This window comes from Phytopseudomonas daroniae (assembly GCF_004327285.1).
Classification (GTDB): domain Bacteria; phylum Pseudomonadota; class Gammaproteobacteria; order Pseudomonadales; family Pseudomonadaceae; genus Aquipseudomonas; species Aquipseudomonas daroniae.
The window spans coordinates 65919-87375 of the sequence record NZ_QJUI01000020.1; the positions used below are offsets into that span (position 1 = coordinate 65919).

The following is a 21457-nucleotide window of genomic DNA, read 5'->3' on the forward strand; positions in this document are numbered from 1 at the left end:
GTCGCGTAATCGCCATTGGAGTCTGTCGCATGTCCCGTTCCCGTTTTATCGTCACAGCGGTTCTCGCTGCCCTGTCGTTCAGCGGTCTGTTGCAGGCAGCCGAGCCCGTCACCATCCGCCTCGGCGACGTGAAGGGCGACCGCTACGCCTCGCTGCGTGCTTCGGGCGAGCTGGAAAATCTCGATTACAAGGTCGAGTTGACGCCATTCGCCGCGGGTGCCCCGGTGCTCGAAGCGCTGAATGCCAATGCCCTGGATGTCGGCTTCACTGGCGATATTCCGTTCCTGTTCGTGCATGCCGCTGGCGCCCAGCTGAAGGCGGTTGGCGCCTGGCGCTACAACACCGCGACCGTGGCTCTGGTGGTGCCGAAGGATTCGGCGGCGCAGAACGTGTCCGATCTCAAGGGTAAGCGTATCGCCGTCAACCGTGGCGGCTGGGGGCATTTTCTGGCGCTTGGCCTGCTGGAGAAGAACGGCCTGACCGACAAGGACGTGACCTTCTCCTTCCTCGGCCCGGTCGATGGCCGTGCAGCGCTGGTACGTGGCTCGGTGGATGCCTGGGTGCCATGGGAACCCTACACCTCCAACGCCATCCTGATCGATGGCGCGCGAGTAATCGGTGACGGGCGCGGCATCATGAGTGGCTACTCCTACGCCCTGGCCAGCGAAAAGGCCCTGGCCGATGCCGACAAGAAGGCCGCTATCGGCGACCTGCTGATCCGCCTGGCCAAGGCGCAGCAATGGGCGCTGGCCCATCCGCAGCAAATGGCTGACGCGCTGTCCGAAGACCTCAACATTCCCCAGAACGTGGCCCGTCGCTGGGTAGAAGAAGCCCGTATCCAGCCCGCCGCATTGGACGAGGAAGTGGCGACCAGCCTGCAGAAAGCCGCGGATTTCTTCCACCGCCATGGCGTGCTGCCGAAACAGCTGGACGTGCAGCAGGCGTTCGATTTCAGTCTGGCGGGGGATGTGCGCAAAGCGATCGCGGAGGATCAGCACACGCAAGCGGCGCGATAAAGAAAAGAATCGCCGGCAAGCCGGCTCCTACATGCACCCGGTAGGAGCCGGCTTGCCGGCGATCATCCGTGATATCACAGCCAGACGGCATCCCAAAAGGGATAGTCCCCGATATGGCGAGCCAGCCCTGCACGCAGAGGATTGGCCACGACATAGCGTGCCGTGGGCAGAAGTTCATCCTCATTGCGCAGGGCATGGTCGTGGAAGCCTTTCTGCCAGAGGCGGCCACTGCGGCCGCGGCTGTTATTGACGCTGATGGCGCTGAGCGACTTCAGTTGCCGCATCAGTTTTTCCAGCGGCATGTTTTCCAGTTGAATCAGCCAGTGCAGATGATCTGGCATGACCACCCAGGCTAACGAGCACAAATGCTTGTCATCGTGTAGTCGCCGCATCTCCGCCACCAATAGGCGAGCGAGGTTCCAGTCATGGAAAAATGGCTGTCGGTTCAAAGTGACAGTAGTCAGCAGATAGATACGTCCCTGCTCGGAAAAACGCCCCGAGCGCAGAGCATGCCCTCGTCGGGCAAAGTGGCTGGAATCCATTCCAGTGCCTCTCCATGTGAAAAACCATCGTTATCACACTGTAGGAGCTGCGGGGGCGCCTAGCCTTGCCAGCGATGCGGTCTGGCAATCGATATCGCCCGCAAGCGGGCCTTTCAGGTCGGATGCTTTAAAGCTTGTCCTGCTGCTCGGGGTGATCCTTGGCGACGCCGGGCACGTGCAGGCCGCTTTCGGCGACCTGGCTGCCTTCCAGTTGCGGTTGGGTTACCCAGGTGAGGATGTCGTAGTAGCGGCGGATGTTACGCACGAAGTGCACCGGCTCACCGCCGCGGGCGTAGCCATAGCGGGTTTTGCTGTACCACTGCTTTTGCGACAGTCGCGGCAGGATTTTCTGCACGTCGAGCCACTTGTTGGGATCCATCCCTTCGGCTTCGGTCAGCTTGCGGGCGTCTTCCAGGTGTCCGCCGCCGATGTTGTAGGAGGCGAGGGCGAACCAGGTGCGATCCGGTTCCTGAATGCTGTCCGGCAGCTGTTCCTTGACGTGCACCAGGTACTTGGCGCCACCCTGGATGCTCTGTTGCGGGTTGAGACGGTCGGACACACCCATTGCCTGGGCGGTGCGCAGGGTCAGCATCATCAGACCGCGCACACCGGTCTTGGAGGTGGCGCCGGGTTGCCAGAGGGACTCCTGATAACCCACTGCGGCGAGCATTCGCCAGTCCAGGCCATTGGCCTGGGCAGCCTTGCGGAAATCTTTTTCGTAACGTGGCAGGCGCTGCTGCAGGTGCTGGGCGAAGGTATAGGCGCCAACGTAGCCGAGCACATCGACGTGGCCGTAATAGCGTTCCTTCAGGCGTTGCAGGCTGCCGTTATCCTGAGAGCGGCGCAGGAAACCATCGACCTGCTCGAGCAGGCTGGTGTCTTCGCCGGGCGCCACGGCCCAACCCAGATTGCGCGAGTCGCCAAGGTCGAAGCCGACGCGCACGTTGGGGAAATACACCTGATTCATGGCCAGTTCGTTGGAGTCGACCAGGGTCAGGTCGATCTGCCCTTCATCAACCATACGCAGCAGGTCGACTACCTCGATATCGGCCGATTCCTCGTACTGCAATTCCGGCTCCTCTGCCTTCAGTGCGGCCAGCTGTTCGGCATGGCTGCTGCCCTTGAGCACCAGAATGCGTTTGCCGACCAGATCCGCGGGGCGGCTGGGGCGGCGCTGGCCGTTGCGGTAGACGATCTGCGGGGTCACTTCCAGATAGGGCACGGAGAAGCGGGCGCTTTGCTGGCGACCTTGGCTTTCCACCAGGCCGGCGGCAGCGAGCACCGGGCCGTTGGGTTGGCCGAGGCGGGAAAACAGGTCATCGAGGTTGTCGGCGGTCTGGATTTCCAGCTTGACGTCGAGGTCGTCGGCGAAGCGCTTGACCAGCTCGTACTCGAAGCCGGTTTCGCCGTTACGATCCTGGAAATAGGTGGCCGGGCTGTTGCGGGTTATCACGCGCAGCACGCCTTCCTCCTTGATGCGCTCAAGGCTGCTGGGAGGTTCCGCGCAGCCGCTGAGCATTAGGAGTAATCCGATCGCCGAGAGCCAGCCGGCGTAGCGCTTGCCAATCAGGTTGGGGGAGGGCATCGGAGCAGTATACGACAACGTCGTGCCGTTCCATATCTGGACAGCAGCGCTGCGCTCTGCTAGGCAAACACACTTTTTCGGTGCATTTCAGGCGATGCAGGAGTGTGATTTGGCCGATGACCGCACGGCACGAGCGGGCGTGCCGCGAACGATGCTTTAGGCTAGAATGCACGGCCTCAAAGTACACCCCCTTCCCAGAGGCTGTCCCCGATGTTGATCCTGCGCGGCGCTCCCGCCCTTTCTGCTTTTCGCCACGGTAAATTGCTCGAGCAACTGACCAGCAAGGTGCCTGCTGTGACCGGCCTTTACGCCGAGTTCGCACACTTTGCCGATGTCGACGGTGCGCTCCGTGCCGACGAAGAGCAAGTGCTGGCCCGTTTGCTGAAGTACGGCCCGAGTGTTCCGGTGCAGGAGCCCAGCGGTCGCCTGCTGCTGACCATCCCGCGTTTCGGCACCATTTCGCCATGGTCGAGCAAGGCCAGCGACATTGCCCGCAACTGCGGCCTGGGCAAGATTCGCCGCCTGGAGCGGGGCATCGCCTATTACGTCTCGGGCGAACTGAGCGACGCCGATGTGCAGCAGGCTGCCGCCGTATTGCACGACCGCATGACCCAGCTGGTGCTGAGCAACCTGCAGGATGCCGACAAGCTGTTCAGCCATGCCGAACCCAAGCCGCTGACCGCCGTGGACATCCTCGGTGGCGGCCGCGCCGCGCTGGAGAAGGCCAACATCGAGTTGGGCCTGGCCCTGGCCGAAGACGAAATCGATTACCTGGTCAGCGCCTTCCAGAATCTTTCGCGCAACCCGCACGACATCGAACTGATGATGTTCGCCCAGGCCAACTCCGAGCATTGTCGTCACAAGATCTTCAATGCCAGCTGGGATATCGACGGCCAGAACCAGGAAAAATCCCTGTTCGGCATGATCAAGAACACCTACCAGATGCACAGTGAAGGCGTGCTGTCCGCTTATAAGGACAACGCCTCGGTGATCAAAGGCCACACCGCCGGGCGTTTCTTCCCCAATCCTGAAACCCGCCAGTACGGCGCGGTGCAGGAGCCGGTGCACATCCTGATGAAGGTGGAAACCCACAACCACCCGACCGCCATCGCCCCGTTCCCCGGTGCATCCACTGGTTCCGGCGGCGAGATTCGCGACGAAGGCGCCACCGGCCGTGGTGCCAAGCCGAAAGCCGGCCTGACCGGTTTCACCGTCTCCAACCTGAACATCCCCGGCTTCGAACAGCCCTGGGAACAGGCCTACGGCAAGCCCGAGCGTATCGTCACCCCGCTGGATATCATGATCGAAGGCCCGCTGGGCGGCGCCGCGTTCAACAACGAATTCGGTCGTCCGGCCCTGACCGGTTACTTCCGCACCTTCGAACAATCGATCAACACGCCCCACGGCGAAGAAGTGCGTGGCTACCACAAGCCGATCATGCTCGCTGGCGGCATGGGCAACATCCGTGAAGATCATGTGCAGAAGGGCGAGATCACCGTTGGCGCCAAGCTGATCGTGCTCGGCGGCCCGGCCATGCTGATCGGTCTGGGCGGCGGCGCTGCTTCGTCGATGGCCACCGGCGCCAGCTCCGCCGATCTGGATTTCGCCTCGGTACAGCGCGAGAACCCGGAAATGGAGCGCCGCTGCCAGGAGGTCATCGACCGCTGCTGGCAACTGGGCGACAAGAACCCCATCGCCTTCATCCATGACGTCGGCGCCGGTGGCATCTCCAATGCCTTCCCGGAGCTGGTCAACGATGGTGGTCGTGGTGGCCGCTTCGAACTGCGCAACGTGCCCAACGACGAGCCGGGCATGGCCCCGCACGAGATCTGGAGCAACGAATCCCAGGAACGTTACGTGCTGGCCGTCAGCGCCGTCGATTTCGAGCGTTTCCAGGCCATCTGCGAGCGTGAGCGCTGCCCGTTCGCCGTGGTCGGCGAGGCCACCGCAGAGCCGCAACTGACCGTCACCGACAGCCATTTCGGCAACACTCCGGTGGACATGCCGCTGGAAGTGCTGCTCGGCAAGCCGCCGCGCATGCACCGTTCGGTGACCCGTGAAGCCGAGCTGGGCGATGATTTCGACCCGAGCACCCTGGACATCGGCGAAGCCGCCGAGCGCGTGCTGCATCACCCGGCCGTGGCCAGCAAGAGCTTCCTGATCACCATCGGCGACCGCACCATCACCGGCCTGGTCGCCCGCGATCAGATGGTCGGCCCGTGGCAGGTTCCGGTGGCCGATGTTGCCGTCACCGCCACCAGCTTCGACGTCTATACCGGCGAAGCCATGGCCATGGGCGAGCGCACTCCGCTGGCACTGCTCGATGCCCCGGCGTCCGGGCGGATGGCGATCGGTGAGACGCTGACCAACATCGCTGCTTCGCGCATCGAGAAACTGTCCGACATCAAACTGTCGGCCAACTGGATGTCCGCCGCCGGTCACCCGGGTGAAGACGCGCGTCTGTACGACACGGTGAAAGCCGTCGGCATGGAGCTGTGCCCGGAGCTGGGCCTGACCATTCCGGTGGGCAAGGACTCGATGTCGATGAAGACCAAGTGGAGCGAAGAGGGCCTTGATAAGAGTGTCACCTCGCCGCTGTCGCTGATCGTCACCGGTTTCGCGCCGGTCGCCGATGTGCGCAAGACCCTGACCCCCGAACTGCGCATGGACAAGGGCGAGACCGATCTGATCCTGATCGACCTCGGTCGTGGCCAGAACCGTATGGGCGCCTCGATCCTCGCTCAGGTCTACAGCAAGCTCGGCCGCCAAGCGCCGGATGTCGATGACGCCGAAGACCTCAAGGCGTTCTTCGCGGTGATCCAGGGCCTCAACGCCGATGGTCACCTGCTGGCCTACCACGACCGTTCCGACGGCGGCCTGCTGGTCAGCGCCCTGGAAATGGCCTTCGCCGGTCATTGCGGCCTGAACCTGCAGCTCGACGGCCTGGCCGAGAGCCGTGAGGAACTGGCTGCCATCCTGTTCAACGAAGAGCTGGGGGCGCTGATCCAGGTACGCCAGGACGCCACCCCGGACGTGCTGGCGCAGTTCAGCGCTGCCGGCCTCGGCGACTGCGTCGCGGTGATCGGCCAGCCGGTCAACAACGGCGACGTGGCCATCAGTTTCAACGACCAGCCTGTATTCGCAGGCCAGCGTCGTCTGCTGCAACGTCAGTGGGCTGAAACCAGCCATCGCATCCAGCGTCTGCGTGACAACGCCGACTGCGCGGATCAGGAATTCGATGCGCTGCTGGAAGAAGACAACCCCGGCCTGAGCGTCAAGCTTGGCTTCGACGTCAACGACAACATCGCCGCGCCTTACATCAAGAAGGGCGTGCGTCCGCAGGTCGCCGTGCTGCGTGAGCAGGGCGTCAACGGTCAGGTGGAAATGGCCGCAGCCTTCGACCGCGCCGGCTTTACATCGGTTGATGTGCATATGAGCGACATCCTCGCCGGTCGTGTCGATCTGAATGACTTCAAGGGCCTGGTCGCCTGCGGTGGCTTCTCCTACGGCGACGTGCTCGGTGCCGGTGAAGGCTGGGCCAAGTCGGCGCTGTTCAACGCCCGTGCCCGCGATGCTTTCCAGGGCTTCTTCGAACGCAAGGACAGCTTCACCCTCGGTGTGTGCAACGGTTGCCAGATGCTCTCCAACCTGCACGAGTTGATTCCGGGCAGTGAGTTCTGGCCACACTTCGTGCGCAACCGCTCCGAGCAGTTCGAGGCCCGTGTGGCCATGGTGCAGGTGCAGGAATCGGCGTCGATCTTCCTGCGCGGCATGGCCGGTTCGCGCCTGCCGATCGCCATCGCCCATGGTGAAGGTCATGCCGAGTTCGAAAGCGAAGAGGCGCTGCTGGAAGCCGACCTGTCCGGCACCATCGCGCTGCGTTTCGTCGACAACCACGGCAAGGTCACCGAAGCCTACCCGGCCAACCCCAACGGCTCGCCGCGCGGGATCACCGGCCTGACCAGCCGCGACGGTCGCGTCACCATCATGATGCCGCACCCGGAGCGCGTGTTCCGCGCCGTGCAGAACTCCTGGCGTCCGGATGACTGGCAGGAAGATGGTGGCTGGCTGCGCATGTTCCGCAACGCCCGGGTATGGGTCGACTGATCACCGACTTGCAGTGAAAAAATAGCCGGGAGTTATTTTTAACGTCGCTTGCGACGGCCCGAAGGGTGGCCGCCAGGGATGGCAGGCCATAAAAAACGTCAGGCATTGCCTGGCGTTTTTCGTTTTGCAGCACGAGTAGCGCAGTACCTGTAGGGTGGGTGAAACGCCTGTAAGATCGCTAGAAACCCACCATCGTCGCACCGCACAACACCGCCTGGCGAGGTGTGCGCCACGCCATGATTGCCAGAGCCACCCCAATCCCGTTACAGCGCCTTTCCGCTAGGGAACGGCGCTCGCTGAGGCGAGTCGATATGTCAGCAGTGTCGGCTGCATCACGAACCCGGCACGGCAATGGGCCATTATGCTGTGGCATGATTAGCTCATTGTTTTCAGCGACTTGCAGCGGAGTAGTTGATGTACAAATTTTGTTTCTACGTTCCGGAGAGTCATCTGGAAAGCGTGAAGTCGGCCGTATTCGTGGCTGGCGCCGGACGCATCGGCGATTACGAGCAATGCTGCTGGCAAACCCTTGGCCGCGGCCAGTTCCGCCCTCTGGAAGGCAGCACGCCGTTTCTTGGTCAGAGCGGTGAGCTGGAAACGATCGCCGAATGGAAGGTCGAAATGGTGGTCGCCGATGAGCTGATCCACAACGCGGTCAAGGCCCTGAAGAATACCCATCCCTACGAAATGCCTGCCTTCGAGGTGTGGCGTCTGTCCGACCTGCAGTTCTGATTCGCTTCCTCACGCTGATACCGAGCCTTGTGATCCTTGTCAGGGCCTGATTTCGATCAGCGTCCCATCTTTCACCAGTGCCCAGACCTCGCGCATGTCGGCATTCTTCATGGCGATGCAGCCTTCGGTCCAGTCCAGGGTGTGGAAGAACCACTCGGGGTATTCATCGTCCTGCGGTGTGCCGTGGATCATGATCATGCTGCCCGGTTTTGCGCCGGCGGCTTTCGCCTGGGCCTGGTCGCGAGCGTTGGGGTAGGAGATGTGCATGGACAACTGGTAGTTCTCACTCTTGCGGCGCCAGTCTATCCAGTAGAAACCTTCCGGCGTGCGCAGGTCGCCTTCGCGCTGTTTGGCGCCGATTGGCTGCTTGCCCAGGGAAATCCGGTACGACTTGAGGGTTTCACCCTGGCCAATCAGATGCAGCCGGCGCTCGGATTTTTCCACCAGGATCTTGTCGACGGTCACTGCGGTCGAGGCGGGTGCTGTGGCGGCATGACTCGCGAAGGACAGCGTGAAGCAGAGAAGGGCGAGTAACCAGCGCATGGTGTTTCCGACTGATCAGATGGCCGGCAGGCGGCGGATGCTCATTCTAAGGCACGGGTATTGGGGCGCCTAGAGGCCGCTGGGGCAGCCTTGAAAATCAGGTGCCTTGTACCGCTTAAAAGCGTGATGACTCAACTGACGCATGATCGGAGGCTTATTTGTTTCTGGCAGGTTGGGCAGCAGGGGCGGGAGCCACGCATTGCACCGGCAATCTCCTTCAGCGATAGAGCTGCGTGGCTGAAGAGCCATTCTTTGCGACTAATGGGTGTAGTGCTTATGAGAATAATTAAGTTTTATATTTGATTCCGAATTGTTAGCATCTCATGCGCCAACAACAGGTGATGCTTTCCTGCTGCTCATACGGACTGGGCAAATGTCAGCAAAACCACTATCCGTATTTAGGAATCAAACGATGCTTCGCCCAGTCTATCCTGCTCTGGCCAGTGCCTTGTCATTGTGCCTGTCTACCTATGTGCTCGCTGCCCCAGTCAATTTCGACCTGCCAGCGCAGCCCTTATCCAGTGCCTTGACTCAATTGAGCGCCACCAGTGGCATGCGCGTTATCTTCGACGAGCAAGCGGTAGCGGGTAAGCAGGCCCCGGCAGTACGCGGTAGCCTGGAGCCAGCCCAGGCCCTGAACCAGCTGCTGGCGGGTAGTGGGCTTAGTGCATCGGTCAACGGTAATGCCGCGCAGGTATCTCTGCTGGGCAGCAACGATGGCACGCTGACGCTCGGTGAGGTGAACATCAACGCGCAGAGTAGCCTTGCTGGAGCGGCAACCACCGAAGGTACGCAGTCCTACACCACCGGTTCGATGAGCACCGCGACCAAGCTGCCGATGTCGATTCGCGAAACGCCGCAGTCGGTCAGTGTGATCACCCGCCAGCGTATCGAAGATCAGGGCATCAACGATCTGCAGGATCTGGTGCGCTCTGCCCCTGGTCTCACCCTGAACAAGACGGGTTCTGATCGTCAGTCTTTTGAAGCGCGCGGCTTCCAGATCGATAACATCATGTATGACGGGCTGCCGACCACCACCAGCGCCTTCACACAGGACACCATTACCTCGGCCGACATGGCGATCTTCGACCGTGTCGAAGTCGTACGTGGCGCAACCGGCCTGATGACTGGTGCGGGTAGCCCGTCTGCGACCGTCAATCTGGTGCGCAAGCGTCCGACCGACACGCCGCAAATGAGTATTTCAGCGAGTGCCGGTAGCTGGGATCGCTACCGTACCGAGGTCGATGCGTCTAACAAGCTGAACGACTCGGGAACCCTGCGTGGTCGTGTAGTGGCGGCTTATGAGGACAACAACAGTTTCGTCGATGTGCGTGAAACCCAGCGCCAGACTTTTTACGGCATCCTTGAAGCTGACCTGACCGATGCGACCACCTGGACCATCGGTGCCTCCAAGCAGCGTGAAGACAAGACCTCCGACTGGGGCAGCCTGCCGAGCGGCCCCAATGGTGAGGATCTTCATCTCTCTCGTTCCACCTTCCTGTCCAATGACTGGTCGTACTGGGATCAGGAAAACTACACGCTGTTCTCCGATATGACCCATCGCTTCGACAACGGCTGGACCGCCAAGCTGGCGGGCGCCAAGATGTGGTCCGAGGCCGATACTTTTTCCAGTTATTTGAGCTATGTGAACGGCGTCCTCAATCAGTACTCGGGGCAGTACTTCAACAAGGATACCCAGACCAATCTGGATGCTTCGCTTTCCGGCCCGTTTCAACTCCTGGGACAGGAACACGAGTTGTTCCTGGGTGCCAGTCGCCGTCAGGAGAAATTCGATCAGGTGGGTGGATGGTGGGGGGCTGCTACACCGGTGAATCCCTACAACTTCGGCCACAATATTGCCAAGCCGTCGATTACTGACCGCAACCCCTATGCTTCCCGCTATACCCAGACTGAAGAAGCTGTTTACGGTGGCGTACGCTTTAACCCCATCGATCCTCTGCACGTAATTATCGGTGGGCGCGTAAGTTGGTACGAGTATGAAAGCCGCTCGAGCGACAATACCTACAAGGTCACTCGCGAGGTGACGCCCTATGCTGGCGTGATCTACGATCTCAACGATACCTACTCGGTGTATGCGAGCTATACCGAAATCTTCAAGCCGCAAACCGAACGGGATGTGTCTGATTCAGTATTGGAGCCGATGACGGGGGAGAGCTACGAGATCGGCCTGAAAGGCGAGTACTTCGACGGAGGTCTCAATGCATCCGTCGCGCTGTTCGACATGACTCAGCAGAATCGTGCTTACGCACTCGATCCCAATCCGACAAGCTGTCAGAGTCAGAACCGTACATGCTACGGGGCTGCTGGCGAAGTGCGCAGCCAAGGTATCGATGCCGAATTGAGTGGCGCACTGACACCCAACTGGCAATTCTCGGCTTCTTACGTTTATCTCCTTAGTGAGTACGTCAAGGACGCCAACGCTACGAATGAAGGCAAGCTGTTTGCGCCCCACCAGCCCAAGCACCTGTTCAAGGCCGCGACCAGCTATCAGTTGACGGGGGATCTGAGTAAGTGGCGTGTTGGCGCTGATGTCTATGCGCAGAGCGATACTTACCGGCGCGTCGGTACCGGCCATTCGGAACAGGATGCCTACTCGGTGGTTGGGTTGATGGCAGGCTATCGTTTCGATGAGCACTGGGATGCACGTGTCAATCTCAACAACGTCTTCGACAAGAAGTATTGGGACGGTATCCCGAACGGCTCAGGCGGCGGCGTATACGGCGATCCCCGTAACCTGATGTTCTCGGTGAAGTGGTCGCTCTGATCAGCAACTGAACGCGTCAGTAAATTGAAAACGCCCCGGCTTTGTCCGGGGCGTTTTCGTATGTACCAGCCGCAGCCTGCGGTTGAGGTACGCGTCAGTACAGCGACGGCAGCTCGTTGGGGCGCAGGTCGAATACCAGCACTTCGGCCTGCTCGCCATTGCTCAGGCGGATATCCCGCACATCGCGCAGCCGTGCACCGTCGCCCGCCTGCAGCGGCTGGCCGTTCAATTCGACGCTGCCGCGAGCCACATGGACGTAGGCGTAGCGGTTTTCGTCCAGCTGCAAGTGAGCCTGCTCGGCGCCGTCGAACAACCCGGCATAGACTCGCGCGTTCTGGCGCACCGACAGCGAGCCGTCGGCACCGTCCGGTGAGATGATCAATTGCAGGCGTCCGCGTTTCTGCGCTTCGCTGAAGTGCTCCTGCTGGTAGCGTGGCTCGGCCTGACGCTCGCTCGGCACGATCCAGATCTGCAGGAAGTGCACCGAGTCGCGGGGCGAGTGGTTGAACTCGCTGTGCGAGACACCGGTGCCGGCACTCATCAGTTGCACGTCGCCAGGGCGGATCACCGAGCCGGTGCCCATGCTGTCCTTGTGCTCCAGTGCGCCTTCCAGCACGTAGGAGAAAATCTCCATGTTGCGATGCGGGTGTTCGCCGAAGCCCTGGCCGGCGGCCACGGTGTCGTCATTGATCACCAGCAGGTCGGAGAAACCTCTTTCTTTCGGGTTGTTGTAACTGGCGAAAGAGAAGGTGTGGAAGGAGTTGAGCCAGCCATGGTTGGCGTGGCCACGATCGGTCGATTTACGGATAGCCAGCATGATGATTCTCCTGTTGATGGTCGCGGCCTTATATCGGCGGCATGGAGGAGATCTTACTGACTATCAGTGGATTGATTAGCTGGCTGTAAATTGAATTATTGTCTCTTTAAGGTTGACAGTTTCCCGGAGCTCAGCGGCCCATATGCTGAATCTGTTCCTTGATGAAATCCGAGAACACCTGCACCGCCCGCGCGGATTGCCGGTGTTGTGGGTACACCGCGTAGACCGCCGCCGGAGCCGGCCAATGCCCATCGAGTATCGGAACCAGTGCGCCGCTTTCCAGAGCCTGGCCGATGATGAAGGTGGGCAGGTAGGCGATGCCCATGCCGGCGATGGCGGCATCGCGGATCAGTTCGCCGTTGTTGGCGCGTAACTGGCCGCGCATGGTCAGGTTGCGGGCCTTGCCCTGATCGCGCAGGCGCCATTCGACATGCCGGCTATGGCCGTAGAGCAGGCAGGCATGCTGCTGCAGGTCATCGAGGTTTTCCGGTGTGCCGTGCTCGTCGAGATAGGGCGAGCTGGCGCAGAGAATGGTCTGCATGTCGGTCAGGCGCTTGGCGATCAGGCTGGAGTCTTCCAGCGTGCCGATGCGGATCGACATGTCGTAACCGTCAGCGAGAAGGTCGACGGCGCGGTCATTGAGGTCGATTTCCAGATTGATGTGCGGGTGCTGCTGCATGAACAGCGGCAGCAGGTGGCTCAGGTGCAGGGTGGCGAAGGTCATCGGCGCGCTGACCCGCAGGGTGCCGCGTAGCGAAGCACCCTGGGCCGACACCAGTTCCTGGGCGTCGCGCAGATCGGCCAGGATGGTGGTGGCCTTGTCGTACAGCAGCAGACCCAGCTCGGTGGCCTGTAGGCGGCGCGTGGTGCGGTTGAGCAGACGTACCCCGAGCAGTTCCTCCAGCACGGCGATACGTCGGCTGACGTACTGCTTGGACACACCGAGGGCGTCGGCGGCTGCGGTGAAACTGCCGGTGTCCAGGGTGGTGACGAACAGGCGCAGGTCTTCGACGTTCATGGGCTTCTCATCGGTTGGCCTACGATTATTACCGGGTGCGTGTGCTTCGCGCCATCGGCTATCCTCGGCGTCTGCCTCAACTGCCCCAGGACGCTTCGATGTTCGCCAGCAAGTTGCCGTCGATCGGCACCACGATTTTTACCACCATGTCCCAGCTCGCCGCCCAGACCGGCGCCATCAACCTGTCCCAGGGCTTCCCTGACTACGATGGGCCCGAGGCGCTGCGCGAGGCCGTCAACCGGCACATCGCCGCCGGGCACAACCAATACGCGCCGATGACCGGTCTGCCGGCACTGCGCGAGCAGATCGCCCTGAAGATCGAGCGTCTCTATGGTCGCCAGGTCGGCGTGGACAGTGAAGTGACCGTAACCCCAGGCGCGACCCAGGCGATCTTCTGTGCGATCCAGGCACTGATCCACCCCGGCGACGAGGTGATCGTCTTCGACCCGAGCTATGACAGTTACGACCCGGGCGTCACCCTGGCCGGTGGCCGCTGCGTTCATGTCCCGCTGGCCAGCGGCGCTTTCGCCATCGACTGGCAGCGCCTGGAAGCAGCGTTGAGCCCGCGTACCCGGCTGATCATCCTCAATACGCCGCACAACCCCAGCGGCGCGCTGATCAGCCGTGACGAACTGGATCGCCTGGCGGCGCTGATTCGCGACCGCGACATCTACCTGATCAGCGACGAAGTCTACGAGCATCTGGTGTTCGATGGCCGCCAGCACGCCAGCGTACTGGCCCATGACGAACTCTATGGGCGGGCCTTTGTGGTCAGCTCGTTCGGCAAAACCTACCACGTCACCGGCTGGAAAACCGGTTACGTGGTGGCGCCACCGACGCTGAGCGCCGAGCTGCGCAAGATCCACCAGTACGTCAGCTTCTGTGGCGTGACACCGCTGCAGTGGGCGCTGGCGGACTTCATGGCGGCTTGCCCCGAGCACGTGGACGAACTGCCCGGTTTCTATCAGGCCAAGCGCGATCTGTTCTGCGACCTGCTGGCGGATTCACGCTTCACCTTCAGCCGCACGCCGGGCACCTATTTCCAGCTGGCCGACTATTCGGCGATCCGTCCGGATCTGGACGACGTGGCAATGGCTCAGTGGCTGACCCGTGAACATGGCGTGGCGGCAATTCCCGTGTCGGTGTTCTGCCAGGCACCGGATCCCGCGCAGCGCCTGGTGCGCTTCTGCTTCGCCAAGCGTGAAGACACTTTGCGCCAGGCGGCGGAAAAACTGCAGGCCGTATAGGGTGGACAACCGCGAAGCGTTGTCCACCACATAGCATGCCGAGATCACTCGAGAGGGCTATTGATGACCAAGCAAGACAACCTCGAACTGGCGCTGATCCAGAGCGACCTGGCCTGGCACGATCCCGAGGCCAATCGCGCGCATTTCGAAAAGCAGCTGCAGCAGGCCGCTGGCGCCGATCTGGTGATACTGCCCGAGATGTTCAGCACCGGTTTTTCCATGCAGTCGGCCGAGCTGGCCGAGCCGGAAGACGGGCCCACCAGCCGTTGGCTCAGTGAGCAGGCACGGCAAGTCGGCGCGGTGATCACCGGCAGCCTGATCATCCAGGCCGCCGACGGCAGTTATCGCAATCGCCTGCTGTGGGCGCGGCCGGATGGTTCGGTGGAGCACTACGACAAGCGCCACCTGTTTCGTATGGCGGGCGAACACCAGCACTACGCGGCGGGTGACCGGCAGGTGGTGTTCGAGGTCAAGGGATGGCGGGTACGTCCGCTGATCTGCTACGACCTGCGTTTCCCGGTCTGGAGCCGTGATCCACAGGGCACCGATCTGCTGCTCTACACCGCCAACTGGCCAGCGGCGCGGCGCTCGCACTGGAATCGTCTGTTGCCCGCCCGGGCCATCGAGAACCTGTGCTACGTGGCGGCGGTGAATCGAATCGGTGTGGATGGCAAGGGGCACCCTTATAGCGGTGACTCCCAGGTGCTGGATTTCCAGGGTGAAAGCCTTCTCGATGCGCATGACAAGCCCGGCGTGTTCCACCAGCGCCTCGACGGCGCAGCATTGGCTGCCTACCGCGAGCGCTTCCCGGCGCACCAGGATGCCGATCCGTTCGAGTTGCAGTGATCCGCCACGGCCAACTGGTGATTGGCTCGCGGGGCCGGGGCGTTACTGGTCTGCATCGAGAGTTAGCGTTTCCGGGAAAACCGGTTCGATGTTGATATCGGCGGACGGTTACCGAGAGCGAGCGCCTTCATGGGTTTATTAGTTGGCGCCCAACGCTCATTCGGTTCGGATAGTGGGCAAATATTTCGAAGCTTGAGCGCTGTGGATCCCGTTGACGCAAAACCTGTGGTGCCAGGTAGCTGACCCCGCCCTCCTGGGAAGCCGAGGTTATCTCCGGCCTTGTGAGGTTTATCCAGGCCGGGCGGGGTGGCAGGTTGGGTATTAGCGGCTTGCGGCACCAGCCTGTTTCCTGTCGGTTACAGTCGTGCGCCCCACCTCGGTCATCAGGTCGAAGATCGAGCTTTGCGGATTATGTTGGCGCAGATTGGCCAGCAGTTCGCGCTGCCTGAGCAGTTCGGTACTGGGTTTGGCCCATTGCTCGTGCGGCAGCGGTTGTGACCATTCGCGCATGGCTTCGGGAATATCCTGGCGGTGCATGCGCTTGACCCTGCCGATTTCCCATTCGGTGAGGTGGAAGGGCAGCGTCCACAGGGTCATCACATGGTAGAGGTACCAGCCGAATACATAGAACCCGCCCACTTCGCCCTCGCGGTAACGGCGGCGCATGCGCTCGCGGGCGTTGCGGAAGGTGTGCAGGCCTTCGTGGGGCGGGTCATCGGGGCCTTGCAGGTCGAGCGGATCCTGAATCTCCTTGAGGCTGTGCACCTCATGTTCCATATAGGCGCGGATCGCCTCCCAGTTGGCGATGGCCAGGGGCAGGCCGGCGCAGGGAAATTCCAGGGAGAAGTCCTGGCCGCTGTCGGCATGATGGAAGCCGACGCCCATGGCGTACTGGCGCTGGATACCGTACTGGGTAGCGCCCTGGGCTTGGATCACCCAGGCGGAGAGGGATTCCCAGGGGACGAAGATCGGTTTGCTATGGCCCTCCGGGACGAAGCAGACTTCACGGCGTTGGCGATTGAAGCGGGTGGGGATGACTTTTTTGTACTTGATATGGTGGGTCCACCAAGCAGAGAGAAGGAGCAGAAAACCCAAAAATGCAGCTCCCGAGCCTATGGTGATTCCAAGCTCAAAAATCCCTACAGCCAACTCTATTGCAACAGTAAGCCCCCCCCCCAATAGAGGGGTGCCCACGAGCATCAATAAAGGAGATAGGACAACGGACATTATCCAAATTGTAAATGGCCCGCCTAGCTGGAATTGCCAGGCAAACACATTGGGCAGACCAACCCCGAAGTCCAGATAGGTGTCATTGACCTCACCCACAGCATGGGCATAGTCCTGGGCCGGCTGGCCGGTGGGCAGCGGCAGGGGGGCCAGGTAGCTGACCAGGCCGCCGGGAAAGCCGACCACATCCCCCGCACGATGCTGCTTGTCCAGTTCCAGAGTGGGCGCTTCCATGGGCTTATCGGTTGGCATCGTCGGGTTCCGGCAATAAAAGTGGGTCGACCAGTAACAGCGGCGCGGCCTGGCCCTGTGGCGTGTACTGGGCGGGGGCGTAGTCGCCTTCCCGGTGCGGGGAAAGGCGGATTATATGGCGCTCGGGCCGGTAGTGTCCCTGCTCGTCCAGCGTTTCGATCACCATATCCAGCAGCAGATCCTCACTGGGAATACCACCGGTAATGCCTGCCAGGGGTGCTGGCCGTGGTACACGTAGCTTCAGGGGATTGGTGGTGGTGAGCGACAGATCATCAACGATCAGTTCGCTGATGGGGTGCCACTGTACCTGGGTATGCGCTCGCTCGTAACGCACTGAGCGGATACGGTAGGCAGCGAGGCCAAGGCGCACGGTGGGCCGGCCAGCTAGCGGCTTGGCCAGCGCCGCCCGGCTCAGCCCCGGCAGTGCAAGGATGATCTCGCTGCTGGCCGGTGCCAGCAGCCAGTCGCGCCACCAACTGCCATGGCTGCCATGCTCGACCTGCACCGAGGGCGCCTGGATCACCCCGAGCAGGCGTTGCTGGTAGGTTGCCAGGGGATAGCTTTGCCGTTTGGCGGCATCGCGGCTCCAGGGGGTGCTGCTCAGCCAGTCGTCATGCGGGGTCGTGTCGTTGCGGTTGTACCACCAGGTGCCGCCCAGCTCCAGGGCGGTAAAGAAGGCGCCGGCGATATTGAAGCGCAGGAATACGCTGGAGAGCCGGGTGCCAGCCACTGCCCAGGCAGTGCGTTTGGCTGCGGGGGTTGAGGCCTGTAGCACGCTCTGCACGGCCCGCCCGGTATGCCATAAGCCATAAGAGTTGCTAGCCAGCATCCCGCTGGAACCGGCCAGGGCTAGGGCCGCGCCCTGCTGGGCACGGGCATTGCCGTTGCGCACCGCTCCCAGCCACTCGCCATGGTGGGCCAGGCTGCTTATGGCGGAGGCTACAGCGCCTGCGAAATATCCAAAGCCACCAAGAACGACATGCAGCTTGCCCATCTGCACATGCACCGCTTCCAAGGCATGGTTCTGCAAGCCCTGCACCAGTTGGGTGCTACGAGCACTCAGGGCCGTATCGGCAATGGCCTGGGCTGCTGCAAAACCTGCGGCACCGGTAGCAAAAATGGAGCCGAACAACGGTATCAGCTCACGTTGTTCCCCCGATGTGGCCATGGTTTCGCGCCAGGTCTGCACCAGATTGACCATCTGCGCCACGAACACCGCCAACCCCACCCCATCCCCCAGCCTGCTGAAGCTGCCGGCGGTGCTGTAGCCGTTGCGCAGATTACGCAAGCCACCTGCCACCTCCTGCAACTGGGCGGGCGGCAGGATCAGGGTGATGCCGGCGCGCCCCGGCGCCGCGCCGGCCACGCGGACGCTGTTCTCCGGCAGTTCGGCGATGGGGCTCAGGGCCGCCGCCAGGCGCGGCTCCAGGGTGTCGAGCTGCGCGCGGACGCGGCGAATCTCGGCCAGCAGCGCCTGGGCATTGGCCGATTTGTGCCCGGCGCTGGCCTTGACCCGCTTGCGCTCCCTGAGCAGGCGGCGCAGTTCGCCGCGCTCGTCGATGACATCGCGCAGGTCGCGTTGCAGTACGGCCTTTTCCGCCTCGCTGGCGAAGGTGAAGGTCAGCCCCGTGTGCTGCGCGGCGTCGAGCAGGCGGGCGGGGAGTACCTTGGGCAGCTTGCGGAACAGCTCGTCCAGTTCCGGCACCTTCTGTTGGCCCACGCCCTGGTAGAAGGTCTCCATGGCGCGGCCGATGCCCAGGGTCAGGGCCGGGTCGAACGCGGCCTGGGCGCTGACGGCTACGGCGCGGGTGGCTTCCGGCAGTTCGTCGAGGGCCGGCAGCTTGCCCTGTTCGAGGGTCTTCAGCTTCTGCGTCCACTCGGCGAGGGCATTGGCCACGGCGTAGCCGGCCACGCCGATCAGGGCGTACTGGACGGCCAGCGTGCTCTGCTCATTCAGCGGCAGGGTATGGAACAGCGGGCGGTCGTACTGGGGATTTTCCTCGAGCCAGGCGTACAGCGCCTCGCTGGCCACGTCGCTGCGGCAGATGTCCTTCAGGCAGGCGTATTGCGTGGCGAACGCCAGCCCCACTTGTTCGGCCTGCCGGGCGTCGTAGTACCAGGCCGCGCGGTGGAAGCGATGTTCGGTGACCATCTGCGTGCGGTCTGCGGTGATGCGATCAAGCAATGTGTTCCAGCGCGCCAAGTTAGGGCGATGGTCTGCCAGGAAGGCGTCCATGGCGGGTCTGTCGATCAGGTCGTCGATGCCACGCTGGCCGAACTTGGCGCCGCGCAGCATGTCCTTGACCCGCCCGCCCTGTTCCTTCCTGAGGGCGATGAGGGCATCGAGTTCGCTTTCGACGAATACGCGCTGGGCGCCGAGGTCGAGCAGCTTGGTGCGGGTGTAGTAGCGCTCGGTGGCGCGGGTCAGGGTCAGCGGCAGGCCGAAGCCGACCGCGCCGGAGCGGCGGCTGCTCAGCCGTATGGCGTCCAGCTCGGCCTGGAGCTGCGCGGGGTGATCCCTGCCATCGGATGAAGGATAGGGCTCGTTGTTGTTGAGGAAGGTCAGCACGGCGCCACGGGTCTGCGCGCGATCCGCTTCGGGCAGGGCCTCCAGCTTGCCCAGCATGGCCTGCACCGCTGGCGACTGCGAATGGCTGGCGAGCTTGTCGAAGTCCGCCTCACTGATCTGCGAGAGCGATTCAATATAGCAGGCGAGCACGTAGTCGCGTTCGTTGGTTCCCGGTTGCGCGCCGCCCTCGATCCATTCCTCGATCCAGCCGACCACCTTGTCCTGATACTGAGCCAGGTCGCGCATCACGCCGATGTCGTCGCGCAGCACCAGGAACAGGGCATCGTGTTCGTACGCCGGGAGAATCCGCCTGGTCAGCTCGCCTATCTGGGTATCGCGGAACAGGGGTGGGTCTTCCCAGGTATAGGCGTGCAGTTCCTCGGGGTGGGGATCACCGGTAGTGACCGGTTGGCGCTGGTGTTCCGGGAAGGTCTGCTGGCCCTGCTCATCCGTGTGCAGCTTGTTCTCCACCACCTCCGCCAGCCAGGTTTGCGCCTGCTGACGGGTCAGCAGATGCGTACCGCCTCGCTGCGGATCGGCCCGGCTCAGGTCGATGGCCTGCATGAAGTGTTCGCGATCCTCGCGGCTGGCCAGAACCTGGGTGCACTTGCGCGCGGTCCATTGCAGTTCGGAGTAGGCCACATGCAGTTTGGTAGATCTGGGAAAGATCAGGTGTGGCTCGCCAATGGCGTTGCTACGGGTATCGGTGCGAACCTCGGCATCTTTCCACAGCAACTTGGTAATGGCGCCCTGTTCGATTTGATACTCGTGCAGACAGCCCGTGCTGCTGTCGATGATGTAGAGGTAGCCATCCCGAGCCAAGCGTACCCCCAGTGGTCGGCTCTGCAATGCGAAGGGCATCGGAAGATCGGCAGAGGGGTCGACTCGCTCAGTTAAACCATATCGCAGAGGCAGAAGCTGTACTTTCAGTTTCATCAGCGGGCAGGTGCTGGTCGCCGAACGGCTGTCGCTGCAGGAGGCCGCATTGGCTGCGAGATTGGCGTTGTTGCGTGGCGGTGTCTGCGCGGTCATGAGAGCGTCCCTTGTGTCTCTGTGGCGCGTTGTTCGGCTAAGCGTGCGGCATGCTCGACACGTTGACCGGGCGATAGCGATGAGGTTTCGTTGAGCAGATGTGCAAGGTCTGGATGGCTCTCCAGAGGTTGATCGCCTAGAAAACCGAACACGTTGGCGAAAAGCAGTATCTCGCGTTCGGAACACATTCCGTTTCGGTATGCTCGTTCGGCCAGATCGCGCATATGACGAACACGGTTACGGCCTTGGATGCTCGGTTTATAGGCAGGAAAGAAGGCGTCCAGGTGCTTATCCAGCGCAATAATGGTTTGGCGGAAACTCACCTCACTCAGTGCATCCAGTTCTTTATCGTTCAGCCGGTAGAGTTGGGAATGATCTTGTTCAGTGGGCGTGCCAGAGCGTTGGTGCGTATGCCAAATCCCTTCCAGTGAGTCAGGTGTGCATACCCACTCAATTGGGCCGAACAGCTTGGTATTGCCTAGAGTAAATAAGGTGTGAGCAACAGCCGGGTCTGCCAGGCGGAGGAGAGCCGTCTCACCCTCTTGGGCTTTGACTTTCAGTAGCCAGCGAAGGTGTCGCAACGTTTCGTCGAATCCTGCATCGGTGAAGGCTAGATAACCCCATTCCTGGCTCGCGTTGTCGAGGAAAGCCCGCAGTATCGGATCATGCGGGCCATTCAGCGCGATTAGGCAAGGTGACAGATCGATCAATTCCTGCCATTCGGTTCCTAGGTACAGCGGCTCGAATATAGGGCTTTCCGACCATTGGTAAAGTTTTTGCGGTAAGGCTTCTACGCTGATTGCATCAAGGAGCAGGTAGCTGCTTGCTTTCCAAGGCAGGCCGCTCGGCAGCGCTGGCATTGGTGAATCATGCATTGCGAGCCTCCGCTTTTGCTGCTTCACAGATGGCGCACAACGGTTTTTTCTGTAACAGCGCCTGCCGTTGAGCCGGAATCAAAAGTTTTCCTGCCTTATCCGCATCCGCCTGTTTCAACGGCCCCGGTAACAACGGTATCGCCCCGGTGCCATTGCCCGGGCTACCGCCGGAGTTGATGTTGATCACCGGCCCGCTCAGGGTCACGCCGCCGCCGTCGATCCTGATGAAGCTGCCAGCGGCCTTGAGGGTCAGTTCGCTGCCGG

The 21457-nt window shown here is 61.8% G+C and carries 14 protein-coding genes and 1 pseudogene; 6 read left to right on the plus strand and 9 right to left on the minus strand.

All coding sequences use genetic code 11. The features are described 5' to 3' along the window. The first annotated feature begins 29 nt into the window (after positions 1-29). Complete coding sequence (locus DNK06_RS20445) at positions 30-1016, plus strand: ABC transporter substrate-binding protein (protein WP_131181829.1); 987 nt, start codon at positions 30-32, stop codon at positions 1014-1016. A gap of 74 nt (positions 1017-1090) precedes the next feature. On the opposite strand, the gene DNK06_RS20450 is transcribed toward DNK06_RS20445, so the two are convergent. Next, complete coding sequence (locus tag DNK06_RS20450; RefSeq protein WP_131181830.1) at positions 1091-1558, minus strand: REP-associated tyrosine transposase; 468 nt, start codon at positions 1556-1558, stop codon at positions 1091-1093. A gap of 127 nt (positions 1559-1685) precedes the next feature. Further along, on the minus strand, positions 1686-3143 hold the full coding sequence (mltF, locus tag DNK06_RS20455) for a membrane-bound lytic murein transglycosylase MltF (RefSeq protein WP_131181831.1): 1458 nt from the start codon (positions 3141-3143) through the stop codon (positions 1686-1688). Positions 3144-3353: 210 nt separating this feature from the next. Here mltF and purL point away from each other — a divergent pair, with 210 nt between their 5' ends. Together purL and DNK06_RS20465 are read left to right on the plus strand one after the other, a co-directional pair. Then, positions 3354-7250, plus strand: coding sequence for a phosphoribosylformylglycinamidine synthase (purL, locus tag DNK06_RS20460; RefSeq protein ID WP_131181832.1), 3897 nt, complete (start codon positions 3354-3356; stop codon positions 7248-7250). 414 nt (positions 7251-7664) lie between these two features. Then, complete coding sequence (locus DNK06_RS20465; protein ID WP_131181833.1) at positions 7665-7982, plus strand: YqfO family protein; 318 nt, start codon at positions 7665-7667, stop codon at positions 7980-7982. Between the two features lie 39 nt (positions 7983-8021). On the opposite strand, the gene DNK06_RS20470 is transcribed toward DNK06_RS20465, so the two are convergent. Then, entirely contained in the window at positions 8022-8525 is a 504-nt protein-coding gene (locus DNK06_RS20470) for a L,D-transpeptidase family protein (protein WP_131181834.1), read from the minus strand. Between the two features lie 412 nt (positions 8526-8937). Between DNK06_RS20470 and DNK06_RS20475 the strand changes: the two genes are divergently transcribed. Beyond that, the gene (locus DNK06_RS20475) at positions 8938-11310 is read left to right on the plus strand and encodes a TonB-dependent siderophore receptor (RefSeq protein WP_131181846.1); all 2373 of its coding nucleotides are present in this window, start codon (positions 8938-8940) and stop codon (positions 11308-11310) included. A gap of 94 nt (positions 11311-11404) precedes the next feature. Here the strand turns inward: DNK06_RS20475 and DNK06_RS20480 are convergent, their stop codons facing one another. Both DNK06_RS20480 and DNK06_RS20485 read right to left on the minus strand, forming a co-directional pair. After that, positions 11405-12127 carry a pirin family protein gene (locus DNK06_RS20480; protein WP_131181835.1) on the minus strand — a complete coding sequence of 241 codons (723 nt, stop codon included), beginning with the start codon at positions 12125-12127 and terminating at the stop codon, positions 11405-11407. A gap of 130 nt (positions 12128-12257) precedes the next feature. Next, a complete protein-coding gene (locus tag DNK06_RS20485; RefSeq protein WP_131181836.1) occupies positions 12258-13145 on the minus strand; it encodes a LysR family transcriptional regulator in 888 nt (295 codons plus the stop codon). Between the two features lie 98 nt (positions 13146-13243). Here DNK06_RS20485 and DNK06_RS20490 point away from each other — a divergent pair, with 98 nt between their 5' ends. Then, positions 13244-14392, plus strand: coding sequence for a pyridoxal phosphate-dependent aminotransferase (locus DNK06_RS20490; protein ID WP_131181837.1), 1149 nt, complete (start codon positions 13244-13246; stop codon positions 14390-14392). Positions 14393-14455: 63 nt separating this feature from the next. Further along, complete coding sequence (locus DNK06_RS20495; protein ID WP_131181838.1) at positions 14456-15238, plus strand: amidohydrolase; 783 nt, start codon at positions 14456-14458, stop codon at positions 15236-15238. 321 nt (positions 15239-15559) lie between these two features. Here DNK06_RS20495 and DNK06_RS20500 read toward each other — a convergent pair whose 3' ends face one another. From DNK06_RS20500 to DNK06_RS20515, 4 genes and pseudogenes are all read right to left on the minus strand, one after another. Beyond that, positions 15560-16717 carry a hypothetical protein gene (locus DNK06_RS20500; protein WP_242674741.1) on the minus strand — a complete coding sequence of 386 codons (1158 nt, stop codon included), beginning with the start codon at positions 16715-16717 and terminating at the stop codon, positions 15560-15562. After that, positions 16704-20318: a toxin VasX gene (locus DNK06_RS20505; protein ID WP_131181839.1), complete on the minus strand. Its 3615-nt coding sequence runs from the start codon at positions 20316-20318 to the stop codon at positions 16704-16706. Before DNK06_RS20505 ends, DNK06_RS20500 begins: the two co-directional genes overlap by 14 nt. Further along, positions 20315-21193, minus strand: coding sequence for a DUF4123 domain-containing protein (locus tag DNK06_RS20510; protein WP_131181840.1), 879 nt, complete (start codon positions 21191-21193; stop codon positions 20315-20317). The genes DNK06_RS20505 and DNK06_RS20510 overlap by 4 nt, the downstream gene beginning before the upstream one ends. Continuing rightward, positions 21186-21457 (minus strand): annotated as a pseudogene (locus DNK06_RS20515) (type VI secretion system tip protein VgrG); the annotation flags it as partial. The gene DNK06_RS20510 and the pseudogene DNK06_RS20515, both read right to left, overlap by 8 nt.